The organism is Tractidigestivibacter sp. (genome assembly GCF_057241865.1).
The window spans coordinates 44,160-56,317 of sequence record NZ_DBHHPX010000017.1; the positions used below are offsets into that span (position 1 = coordinate 44,160).

Here is a 12,158-nt window from a genome sequence, read left to right on the forward strand (position 1 = left end):
ATAGTACTCACGGTGTGAAGAATCGGGGGCAAAAGACTTGAGCCAGACTGTCAGCGACGTCCCGCGAGGGGCTGCAGCCGACCTCCCGCAGGTCACCGACCGCCGCACGCGCAGGACGCGCCTCGCGCTCCGCGACGCGCTCGCGGAGGAGATCTGCTCCGCGGGCGACCTCAGCCGCGTCACGGTGACCGCCGTGACCAACCGCGCGGGCGTCACGCGTCGCACGTTCTACTCGCACTACAAAGACATCCCAGACCTCGTAAACTGCATCGAGAACGACACGGCTGCAGAGCTTCGCCCGCTGGTGGCCAAGCTCTCCCAGGTCCACCTCGACGAGCTTGCCGAGGCAATCAACCACCAGGAACCCTGCCCGGGCTCGCTGGAGCTTCTCTCGTACTTCAAGGAGCGTGGCTCCTACCTGCGCCCGCTTCTGGGCGAGGGGGGAGACCCCGCGTTCTCGCAGCGCATCCGGTCCATGGTCCACACGGTCGTGGCCGACCGCGCGCTTGACGGTATCGACGTGCGCGCGGTGGGCGCGTTCTTCGACTACTACCTCACCTTTGCGATATCCGCCGAGGTCGGCGTGCTTCTGCGCTGGCTCGACGGTGGCATGCGCGAGAGCGTGCGCACTATGGCGCGTATCATGACCGCCCTCATGTTCGTGCGTCCCGGTGACCTGTACGACAGTCCAATCGAGCTCGACCTGCCCGGCTTTGCGCTGGCAGTCATGCTTCCCGATGAGGAGGACAACAACTGATGACCGAGAACAACGCAACCGCCGAGCCCCTCGAGCTCACCCAGAACGGCGCCGAGCTCTATCCCGCAACGCCGCAGGACCTCACCGGCGCACGCCTGCGCCTGGGCATCGACGTGGGCTCGACTACGGTCAAGCTTGCCGTTATCGATGAGTCCGGAAGCCTGGTCTATGCCAACTACGAGCGCCACCACACAGACATCCGCGCCACGGCCAAGGAGCTCTTCGCCGGCGCCCAGCGCATCGTTGGCAACGTCCCCATGCGCGTCTCGATCACCGGCTCCGGCGGCATGCTGCTTGCCAAGTGGCTTGACCTCGAGTTCGTCCAGGAGGTCATCGCCTCCAAGCGCGCCGTCGAGGCGCTCATCCCCCAGACCGACGTAGCCATCGAGCTGGGCGGCGAGGACGCCAAGATCATCTACTTTGACAACGGCATCGAGCAGCGCATGAACGGCACGTGCGCCGGCGGCACGGGTGCCTTCATCGACCAGATGGCAACGCTGCTCAAGACCGATGCGATGGGCCTGAACGAGCTGGCCAAGGGTGCCACGCAGATTCACCCCATCGCAAGCCGCTGCGGCGTCTTTGCCAAGTCAGACGTCCAGCCATTGCTCAACGAGGGCGTCCGCCCCGAGGACGTGGCCGCCTCGATCTTCCAGGCCGTGGTCACGCAGACCGTCTCGGGCCTGGCGTGCGGACACCCCATCAAGGGCTACGTGGCCTTCCTCGGCGGACCGCTCCAATACCTCTCCGAACTGCGCCACCGCTTCTACGTCACGCTCAACCTCGACGAGGAGCACCGTGTGGTGCCCACCAACGCACACCTCTTCGTGGCCACGGGCGCGGCGCTTGCCGGCGAGTCCGACAAGCTCGTGACCTTCGCGGACGTCATCCGCTCGCTCGAGCAGCTCAAGGACGTCCAGGGCTCCGAGGTCCAGCGTCTGGACCCGCTCTTCGCCACTGAGAAGGACTACCAGGAGTTCAAGGAACGCCACAACAAGGAGGTCGTGCCCAAGGGCGACCTGGCCAGCTACCACGGCCGCGCCTTCATCGGCATCGACGCCGGCTCCACCACCATGAAGTGCGCCGTTGTGGGCGATGCCGGCGAGCTTCTCTACACCTGGTACGGCAGCAACGACGGCGACGTCCTGGGCACCGCTCGCCACATCATGGACGGCATCTACGACGTGATGCCCGAGGGCACGACCATCGGCCACGTGACCACCACCGGCTACGGCGAGGGCATCCTCATCGAGGCCCTGCGCGCCGACTCCGGAGAGATCGAGACCGTCGCGCACCTGCGCGGCGCGAAGGCCTTCGTCCCCGGCGTCGAGTTCATTCTCGACATCGGTGGCCAGGACATGAAGTGCCTGCAGGTGAGAAACGGCGTCATCGAGCACATCATGCTCAACGAGGCGTGCTCCTCGGGCTGCGGCTCGTTCATCGAGAGCTTTGCCAAGTCCATGGACATGACCGTCCAGGAGTTCGCAAAGGTGGCCGTTACGGCCAAGGCCCCCGTTGACCTGGGCAGCCGCTGCACCGTCTTCATGAACTCGCGTGTCAAGCAGGCCCAGAAGGAGGGCGCGACCATCGGCGACGTGGCCGCGGGCCTCTCGTACTCCGTAATCAAGAACGCGCTGTTCAAGGTCATCAAGCTGCGCGACTTTGACGAGATTGGCAAGTACTGCGTGGTCCAGGGCGGCACCTTCATGAGCGACGCCACCCTGCGCGCCTTCGAGCTGCTCACCGGCCGTCAGGTCATCCGTCCCGACATCGCCGGCTGCATGGGCGCCTATGGCGCAGCCCTCCTCGCCCGTGACCGTGCGGGCGCCACGGGTACCTCGACGGTCCTCTCGCGCGAGGGCATCGACAACCTCAAGGTCAAGCACACCAACGTCCACTGCGGACGCTGCTCGAACAACTGCCTGCTCACCATCAACGACTTTGGCGGCGGACACCGCTTCATCACGGGCAACCGCTGCGAGAAGGGTGCCGGCCGCTCGGGCAAGACCAAGAACGACGCCCCAAACATCTTCGAGTTCAAGAACAAGCTGCTCTTTGACCGTCCCGTGCTCGACGCCGACACGGCACCGCGCGGCACGGTGGGCATTCCGCGCGCGCTCAACATGTACGAGAACTACCCCTTCTGGCACGCGTTCTTCACCAAGCTGGGCTTCTCGGTGATGATCTCGGACCAGACGTCGTCGAAGACCTACGACGACGGCATCGAGTCCATGCCGTCGGAGTCTGCGTGCTACCCGGCCAAGCTTAGCCACGGCCACATCATGGACCTCCTTTCCAAGAACCCGGACTTCATCTGGATGCCCTGCATCCGCTGGGAGCGCAAGGAGGACGACACCGCCACCAACCACTACAACTGCCCAATCGTGATGAGCTACCCGCAGGCTCTGGGTCTGAACGTGGACGAGCTCTCGGACCCGAGCGTTGAGTATCTCGCCCCCTTCGTGCCGTACGACGACAAGCGCGAGCTCAAGCGCCGCCTCTACGAGCTCATCTCGGTCCAGCGCGAGGAGGACGCCGCCAAGGGCAAGGGTCGCTTCCGCGGTCCCCACATCACGCGCTCCGAGATCGACGAGGCCGTGAACGTTGCCTGGCAGGCGGACCTCGACTTCAAGAGCGCCATGCACCGCGCCGGTGACGAGGCCCTGAGGTGGATGGAGGAGCACAACGCCCATGGCATCGTGCTGGCGGGTCGCCCCTACCACAACGACCCCGAGGTCAACCATGCCATCCCCGAGCTGGTGCACTCCTTTGGCTTTGCCGTGCTCACCGAGGACTCGGTGGCGCACAAGATGGGCCCCGAGCGACCCATCCGCGTGGTTGACCAGTGGATGTTCCACAGCCGGCTCTATCGCGCCGCGCGCTTTGTGGCGACGAGAAACGACCTTGACCTCATCCAGCTCTTCTCGTTTGGCTGCGGACTTGATGCCCTGACCACCGACCAGGTCCAGGAGATCCTCGAGGCCTCGGGCAAGATCTACACGGTGCTCAAGATCGACCAGGTCTCGAACCTTGGCGCCGCGCGCATCCGCATCCGCTCGCTCATGGCGGCACTCAAGGAGCGGCAGGAGCAGCTCGAGGAGGAGACCGCCGAGGGAGAGGCGCACGAGGTGGAGCCCGTGGGCGTGCACCTGGCCGACGGCTCGCTCGAGCATGCCCGCAAGACCGATCTCTCCCGCCGCACGCCCGTCTACCGCGATGCCAAGAGCGCGGCCTTCCAGAAGGTGCGCTACACCAAGGAGATGCAGGACGCCCACTACACCATCCTTGCCCCGCAGATGAGCCCCGTGCACTTCGACCTTGCCGAGGCGCTGCTGCGCGACTATGGCTACAACCTGGTGCTTCTGCCCTCCGTTGACCAGGGTGCGGTGGACGCAGGCCTCAAGTACGTGAACAACGACATCTGCTATCCGTCCATCCTCACGGTGGGCCAGATCATGGAGGCCGTCGAGAGCGGCAGGTACGACCTCTCGCACACGGCCGTCCTCATCTCCCAGACAGGCGGCGGCTGCCGAGCCACCAACTACATCGCCCTCATCCGCAAGGCCCTGCGCGAGAGCGGACACCCCGACATCCCCGTGATCTCCATCAACATGGCAACGGGCCTCGACGAGGACAACCCTGGCTGGTCCATCAAAGACCCCGCGCTTCTCACCAAGGCAACCTACATCCTCCTCTACGGTGACCTCATGATGCAGTGCGTCTATCGCACCCGTCCGTACGAGGCCGGGAGGGGCTCGGTTGATGCGCTGCACGACAAGTGCATGGCCCGCATGAAGGAGGCCGTGCACACGCTCAACAGGCGCAGCTTCGAGGCAATCTGCCGGGAGACCATCACCGCCTTCGACCAGATTCCCCTGGTGAACGACCGCTCCAAGCCACGCGTTGGCGTGGTGGGCGAGATTCTCGTCAAGTTCCATCCCACGGCCAACAACCAGCTGGTCAAGGTCATCGAGGCCGAGGGCTGCGAGGCAAACGTGCCTGGCCTTGTCGACTTCTTCCTCTTCGGGCTCATGGGTCCCATCAACATGAAGGGCGAGCTTGGCTCCAAGGCCTCCAAGCGCCTGACGCACATGGCGGGCATCAAGCTCATCGAGGCCGCGCGCAAGCCGATGGACCGCATGCTGGCGCAGTCGTCGCGCTTCGAGCCCTACGAGGACATCTTCGACCTTGCCGACAAGGCCGAGCAGGTCCTGTCGCTGTGCAACACCATGGGCGAGGGTTGGCTGCTCACGGCCGAGATGGTCGACCTCATCGAGCATGGCACGCCCAACATCGTGTGCGCCCAGCCGTTTGCGTGCCTGCCCAACCACGTGGTGGGCAAGTCCGTGATCAAGCGCCTGCGCCAGATGCACCCCGAGAGCAACATCGTGGCTGTGGACTACGACCCAGGTGCGTCCGAGGTGAACCAGCTCAACCGCATCAAGCTCATGATCAGCGTGGCCAAGGAGAACTACCGCAACGACCACTCGCGCGGCTTCCGCCTGGAGAACCCCAACGACCCTACGGTGAACGATGCCGTGACGCCGTACGTGGACGAGTCGCGCTACCGCCACGACTCCATCGTGAACGGGGGCGGCATGGGGTACGACCTGGGCCACGATGTGTCGGCGCTTCGCCTCACGGATGAGCAGCTCGCCCAGATAGAGGATGCCAAGCGCCGCGCCGGCGTGAAGTGAGACAAAGGGACAGTCCCTTTGTCTCATCCGGTGTTGCGCGCTGCTTCCCGCGGGCGCGTAGGTGCTGGGCGTGCCGTAAATCCCGAACGGTTATCTGGTCCTAACCGGCGAGAATCCACGAGTTGGGCCACGGGCTGGCGAGAAAGTCTGGTCATGCGTACGCACGAGCCCCGCCTGCTGCCAGGCCCCTCTCGCCCACCTGGGCGAACGCCGAACGGCTGCCAGAAAGCCTCACTCGTGCGCACGCATGAGCCGTAAAACCTGCCAGACCGGCCTCCTTGGGGGCCCTTCTCGGCAAAAGACCCGACTAGTGAGTACGCACGACCGCACGCTTTTGCCGGGGTTCTCCGCCCTGCCTCCGCTGCGCCGCCGAGGCCCGCGCCCCCGCCTCACGACCGCACTCCCCACACTCCACAACGGTGTAGACTTTCGCCTGATGAGAAATCGGGCCCACGGGCTGCGGGCCGTCACACGCAAGCCGAAAGGAAGGCCGCATGAGCGATGTCCTCGAGCGCTTCTTGCGCTACGTGCAGGTTGACTCCCCCTCCGACCCGGACAACGAGGAGGAGGTGCCCTCGAGCCCACTGGAGCACGGCATGGCCCGTCTTCTGGCGGACGAGCTCATGGAGATGGGCTGCCAGGACGTGAGCGTCGACGAGCACGCCTACGTCCTGGGCACGGTACCGGCGTCTGAGGGCGCCGAGGGGCTGCCCGCGCTTTGCCTCTGCTCGCACCTTGACACCACCACCGACGCACCCTCGCTGGGCGTGCGTCCGCACGTGGTCCGCTACGAGGGCGGTGACCTCGTAGCCGGCATCGTGGACGGCCAGCCTGTCGTGACCACGCCCGAGCAGGTGCCAGATCTTGAGGACTTCGCGGGTCAGGATATCGTGTGCTCTGACGGCACGACGCTTCTGGGTGCAGACGACAAGGCCGGCGTCGCCGAAATCTGTGCGCTTGCTGCTCGCCTTCTCGCAAATCCAACCATCCCTCACTCCACCCTCAAGCTGGCCTTTGTTCCCGACGAGGAGATCGGTCACGGTGCCGCCCTGCTCGACCTCGAAAAGCTCGGTGCCGCTTGGGGCTACACGGTCGACGGCGAGGTGCTGGGCGAGTTCAACTACGAGACGTTCAATGCCGCCGAGGCCCTGGTGCACGTGCGCGGCGTGATGGTCCATCCGGGCATGGCCAAGGACGTGATGGTGAACGCCATCGCCTTGGCTGCCGAGTTTGACCAGCTTGTTCCCGCCGCCGAGCGCCCCGAGCACACAAGCGGCCGCGAGGGCTTCTACCATCCCACGGTGATTCGCGGCACTGCCGCCGAGGTCACGCTTGCCTACATCGTGCGTGACCATGACGCCCAGGCCTTCGAATGTCGCCAGCAGGCGCTGCGAGACATCGCTGCGTTCCTGAACGAGCGCTACGGCGAGGGCACCGTCACGGTGACGCTGCGCGAGCAGTACCGCAACATGGTCGAGGCCTTTGGCGACTGCCCGTTCCTCATCGACGATGCCCTCGAGGCAAACCGCGAGGCTGGCGTGGAGCCCACGGTTGTCGCTGTGCGTGGCGGCACCGACGGCTCGCAACTCTCGCTGCGCGGCCTGCCGTGCCCCAACATCGCGACCGGCGGCTACAACGCGCACTCGGTGCGCGAGTTCATCCCGGTCTTCTCGCTTGAGGCCACGGTCGAGATACTCCAGAACCTGGTTGCCAAGTTCGCCGTCCCGCAGAAGGTAGTGCGATGAGTCCCCAGGCGGCAGACCTCTTCTCCGTGGCGGCTGCGGTGTTGCCGGTGCTCGCAGGCCTTGTCGAGTGGGTGGGCAGCGTTGATATCTCGGAGCGGCACCACAGCCATCACGACACCTTTGTGATCTCCTCGGCGCTTTTGCGTTCCCTGGCGTTTGCGATGCTGCTCATGGGGGCCATCGGGCTCATGTTGGGCTGGCTCTGCGACGTTGGCGCATTCAACGCCAGTGCAGACATCGTGGTGCCGTTCTTCTCGTCATTCGTGATCGTGGTCTTTGCCCTGTGGGCGTTCATGCGTCGCTACCGGGTCTCTCTCTACGATGACTTCATGGACGTGAGGCCCTACATTGGGCCTCTCCGCACGGTGAGATACGACCAGATAGAGCGCATGGAGTGGCGCGGCGTGCGATGCGGTACGGGCTTTAGGAGCCTCGAGATTCGCCCGGCAGGGGAACGTCCGGTAAGGCTTCCCGGCGTGCTCGACTTGGAGCACATCCTTGTGCGCATCAACCGCGACGACGCGCTGGTGGGCGGCATGTCGCAGGACCGCTAGGCGAGAGGCCCGCCGTGTCCTGATTGTCTGCGCCCTCTCGCCACGGTACGCCTCCAGCGACCCGCTTGTGCGGAGCTTGCCTGCTCCTGATATCTGTCGTTCGTTCTGCGGCCGCGCACCCCTATCATGGTACGTAGTTGCACAATCGCGTTTTCGGGGGTTATCGCCGTGATCAAGCTCGTTCTCTCCGACATGGACAACACGCTCATCCCGTTTGGGGCGCAGCACGTCTCGCCGCGCACGCTCGAGGCCATCCACGACGTCACCAACGCCGGCATCCATTTTGGTCCTGCTACCGGCCGCGACTATGTTGAACTCATGCGCTTCTTCCACATGGACGAGTCGTGCTTCATGACGGGCATCATGTCCAATGGCAAGCGCGTGCGCGTGGACGGGCGAGACGTGTGGACCTACGTCATCCCACACGAGTGGCTGTGCCGCATCGCGGATGCCCTTCGGCACGAGCGCGGGATGTTTCTCGTGTGCTTCCCTATGGACTCGAACCTCATGAACCCCGCCTATGCCGTGCACGCCACGGAGGAGGAGATGAGCAAGTACGAGCGGCTCATCCACTTCAATGGCGGCCGCGTGGACGAGGTGCCCGAGATCGACTTCATTGCCGCGGCGATTGCCTGCAACGGGGACGAGAAGCGACGCGCGTATTGCGAGAAGCTCATCGCCGAGGCATGTCCCGAGATGGAGACCGTGATGGCGGTTCCCAACTGGTTTGACGTGCTGCCCCGTGGGATTAACAAGGCTTCGGCGCTCGATACCATTCTTGATGCCGTGGGGGCGACGCGCGACGAGGTTGTGGTCTTTGGTGACTCCGGCAACGACATCGCGCTCTTGAGCGAGGTTCACTACTCCGTTGCCGTGGCCAACGCGACGCCCGAGGTCAGAGATGTTGCGAACTTCTCCTGCGGCGCGTCCGCGGACGAAGGCGTGGCAGATGCGCTCTTCGAGATTGCCCGTGCGGCGCGGTCGCACGAGATGCCGGCGTTTTTGAAGGAGAGACAATGATACGACTCATCGCGACCGACATGGACGGCACGCTGCTCGACGAGAACTCACAACTTCCGGTGGAGACGTTTGAGCTGATAGAAGCGCTGCGCGAGCGAGGCGTCATGTTCTGTGCGAGCTCCGGGCGCAGATACGACACGCTGCGCTGGATGTTCGAGCCCGTGGCGGACAGGGTTGACTACGTGGCGTCTCTCGGCGGGCAGGTCTATGCGGATGGGCAGCTGCTTGGCCGCGAGGTCTTCTCGACGCGGGCGGTGCTGAGGCTCTTCCGCACCTGCCAGGAGTTCGACTGCTTCCACCTGGTGCTTTACGACCGGACGCACACCTTCCTGCTGAACGACCAGAGCAGCTACGTGCGCGAGCTGGACAAGGACCTGCCCAACGCCGAGCGCGTTTTTGACCCGCCGTCACCGGACGTGAGCATCATTAAGGCCGCAATCTGCTACGACCGCCCGCGCGAGATCATGGACATGGTCTATGTGCTCGAGCGCGAGCTGGGCGATGTCTTCTCGTTCATGCCGTCGGGAAACACGTGGATTGACGTGACGCCAAAGGGGATAAGCAAGGCCACGGGCCTGGAGACGTTGATTGGCTATTACGGAATTGACCGTGCGGACGTGGCGGCGTTCGGCGACTCGATGAACGACTACGCGATGCTTCGGTATGTGGGGCATCCCTACGTGATGGGCAACGCGCGCTACGCCGTGAAGCAGATTGCCGAGAAGGTCGTGGGGACCAACGTCGAGCACGCCGTGCAGAAGGAGATGCGCGCGATTCTCAAGGGGTTGGAGTAGGGGAGCGATGATGGTGTGCGTCTCTCGGCTCTCGGTTCAGCTGCGGCGTTTGTCCAATCTGTGAAGATGCTGCATTGCGTTGACCGTCTGTTCCTGCGAGCTTATAGTTACTTCTTGCGCTGAGGCGCAACCCATTGCGGGGTGGAGCAGTTTGGTAGCTCGTCGGGCTCATAACCCGAAGGTCGTAGGTTCAAATCCTACCCCCGCGACCATAAAACACTTGGTAGGGACTCGTGAGGGTCCCTACTTTCTTGGTACTACATTGGCCCTGCGAATGAGGCCGGAACGGCCTTGGAATGAACCTCGATTTGGCTGGGCCCATTTTGTGTGGCGGCCCAGCATCTGGGAATTGGACATGAACACCGAGGCGAGGCTGCGCCCTATTGGGGGATGGCAGGTGCGATCGCTCCGTTTTCTTTGGTGTCGCCAGGAACCGGACGCAGGTGCTGCGACTATCTCCTCGGGGGGCGAGACGCCTCGGAAGCAATCTCTGTACCTTTGTGACCTTAGAGGTTGGACACCCTGTCCACCTACTCGTCAAGCGCGGCGACAATCGGTCCTACGATAGAAGAATCCTCAAGTTTGGTTATTGCAAAGCTCTTCTTGCCTGCGTCCTTAAACGAGGCGCCGACGAAGTAACCCTCGGCGCCGTCCAGGATCAGGTAGCGGTCGTGGAACGTCGTGGTCCGGTGGACTCCCAGGTTCGGGTACTGCGCGTTGAAGGTCGCGGCATCGCCCTCGGTGAGGCTGGTCTTTGGGTGCGTCCACACGGTGGCGGCAACTCCTGACGCCTTCTTGGCGAGGATGTTGAGGGCCCCCGTGCCCACGTAGCCGTCGATCAGGACGATCTCGCGCCTGGCCCTCTGCACGAGGGAGGCCAAGAGCCCGAACGCGTCATAGACCTGGCCCTCGAAGAAGACCTTCTGGCTCGGTGCCTCGTGGGCCTCCATGTAGTCGAAGACGCGCTCGAAGCGCTCGTAGGTCGAGCGCTCGAGGTCGCTTATGCGATGTCCCATCTTCGCCTGGAACTCAACCTGCCTGCGGTCGATGGTCCTAATTTGTTTGAACAAATGAGCGTTATCGGCGATGAAGTGGCGCATTTCTACGAATGCACGCATGATGCGGACGCTCGTATCGACTGCTACTTTGCTGCGGAGCACGCCTGAGAGCATCGCTACGCCTTGTTCGGTGTACACGCGGGGGAGGTACGTGCGGCCGACTGAAGAATCGGTGCCCTGCCCTGCTAAGGTGCCAATCTGGCACCTTAGATTGTCCAGCTCCTCTCTTGTAAGCCGGAAGCGGAAGTCCTCGGGGAAGCGGTCCTCGTTGCTCTTGGCAGCGCGATTGAGTGCCTTCGTCTCAACTCCGTATAGTTCGGCAAGGTCGCTGTCGAGCATGACCTGCCGGCCCCCCGCACGGTGTAGATCATGTCCCTGATATGCGCATCGCTGGAAGCGATGATTGCCGTTTCGTTCCCGGCGAGTTCTCTGTCGGGCGTGGCTTTAGTCTTTCTCCTCGAACCGTTGATGCAATTCTATCAAGCGCGCTCACATCCACCGCGAAACGGCGCGGAAGAGCCAGCGCACGAAGCGCCAGACGAGCCTAAGGACGCCCATGGGAAGCCTCCTATCTTTTAGTTGTTGCATTTGAGAGCTGAATATCGAATGCTTCCAGATGCAATGCAGAATCTGGCGGGTAGGGATGCCGACATGTCAGCTAAGGCTACAAGACCTCGCGAAGGAGAGTGGCATCCTACCCCATCTAGAGCAGGCCGCGAATGAGCTGGATGAGGAACTTCGCTTCTCGTTACCTCGGATCTCTTTTAGGAGGTTGCGGTTCTAGGTGCTGGGTAGGCCCGCCGCAGTCACAGGAGGAGGTCAGGATGATCTACGCAGGTGTGGATATCGCAAAGATAGACCACGTGATTGCGGCAGTGGACGAACATGGAAAAGAGTTTGGCAAGCCAATGGGCTTCAAGAACTCGGTCCAAGGCCTCGAGCGTGCTGTAAGCTGGCTCGAGGGGGTGGCCGAGGAGCCGAAGGACGTGGTCGTCGGCATGGAGGCCACCGGCCACTACTGGATGGCCCGCTACGCCTACCTTTCGTCCCGCGGCTATGCGGTCTGCGTCATCAACCCCATGCAGGACAGGGCCGTCCGCAGGCTCAAGGGGCTTTCCGGCGCCAGGAACGACCGGGTGGACAGCCGCCTCATGGCCGAGACCCTGCGCATAGGGCAGTTCGACACGACCAGACTCGCCACCGACGAGGTGCAGCCGCTGCGCACGCTCTCGCGCTACCTGCAGTCGCTCAAAGCAGAGCTTGCTGAGATAAAGACCCAGTGCATCTGTCTTATGGACTCCTACTTCTCCGAGTTCGACGGCGTCTTCCCGGACATGTTCTCCCAAGGCGCCAGGGCCGTGCTCTCAAAGTCACCTTTGCCCTTCGGGCTCAGGCGCAGAAGGCAGGGCTCACTTGCCCGAAACATCCAAGATGCCTCGAGGCGGGGGGAGGGGGGCCGCCCGTAGCAAGGCAGAAGAGTGTCTGAGATAGCTTAGAGATGGCCGGATTCACGGGGTGATTTCCTCGGAGTCA

8 protein-coding genes and 1 tRNA gene are annotated in these 12,158 nt (G+C 63.4%); 8 read left to right on the forward strand and 1 reads right to left on the reverse strand.

The annotated features are described in order from the left end of the window. The first annotated feature begins 37 nt into the window (after positions 1-37). From ACO59D_RS07180 to ACO59D_RS07210, 7 genes are all read left to right on the forward strand, one after another. On the forward strand, positions 38-757 hold the full coding sequence (locus ACO59D_RS07180; RefSeq protein WP_485126409.1) for a TetR/AcrR family transcriptional regulator: 720 nt from the start codon (positions 38-40) through the stop codon (positions 755-757). Next, on the forward strand, positions 757-5,454 hold the full coding sequence (locus tag ACO59D_RS07185) for an acyl-CoA dehydratase activase-related protein (protein ID WP_485126410.1): 4,698 nt from the start codon (positions 757-759) through the stop codon (positions 5,452-5,454). The genes ACO59D_RS07180 and ACO59D_RS07185 overlap by 1 nt, the downstream gene beginning before the upstream one ends. 494 nt (positions 5,455-5,948) lie before the next feature. Beyond that, on the forward strand, positions 5,949-7,199 hold the full coding sequence (gene pepT, locus ACO59D_RS07190) for a peptidase T (protein ID WP_485126411.1): 1,251 nt from the start codon (positions 5,949-5,951) through the stop codon (positions 7,197-7,199). Next, on the forward strand, positions 7,196-7,753 hold the full coding sequence (locus tag ACO59D_RS07195) for a hypothetical protein (RefSeq protein ID WP_485126412.1): 558 nt from the start codon (positions 7,196-7,198) through the stop codon (positions 7,751-7,753). Before pepT ends, ACO59D_RS07195 begins: the two co-directional genes overlap by 4 nt. 168 nt (positions 7,754-7,921) lie before the next feature. Continuing rightward, positions 7,922-8,773 (forward strand): HAD family hydrolase, encoded by an 852-nt coding sequence (locus tag ACO59D_RS07200; RefSeq protein WP_485126413.1) that lies wholly within the window; start codon positions 7,922-7,924, stop codon positions 8,771-8,773. Continuing rightward, positions 8,770-9,567 carry an HAD family hydrolase gene (locus tag ACO59D_RS07205; RefSeq protein WP_130810742.1) on the forward strand — a complete coding sequence of 266 codons (798 nt, stop codon included), beginning with the start codon at positions 8,770-8,772 and terminating at the stop codon, positions 9,565-9,567. Before ACO59D_RS07200 ends, ACO59D_RS07205 begins: the two co-directional genes overlap by 4 nt. A gap of 135 nt (positions 9,568-9,702) precedes the next feature. After that, positions 9,703-9,779 (forward strand) — tRNA-Met (locus ACO59D_RS07210). A 318-nt stretch (positions 9,780-10,097) separates the two neighbouring features. Here the strand turns inward: ACO59D_RS07210 and ACO59D_RS07215 are convergent. Beyond that, a complete protein-coding gene (locus ACO59D_RS07215) occupies positions 10,098-10,964 on the reverse strand; it encodes an ORF6N domain-containing protein (protein WP_485126414.1) in 867 nt (288 codons plus the stop codon). Positions 10,965-11,449: 485 nt separating this feature from the next. On the opposite strand from ACO59D_RS07215, the gene ACO59D_RS07220 reads away from it, so the two are divergent. Further along, positions 11,450-12,091, forward strand: a complete 642-nt coding sequence (locus ACO59D_RS07220; protein ID WP_485126415.1) for an IS110 family transposase — start codon at positions 11,450-11,452, stop codon at positions 12,089-12,091. Positions 12,092-12,158: the final 67 nt, after the last annotated feature.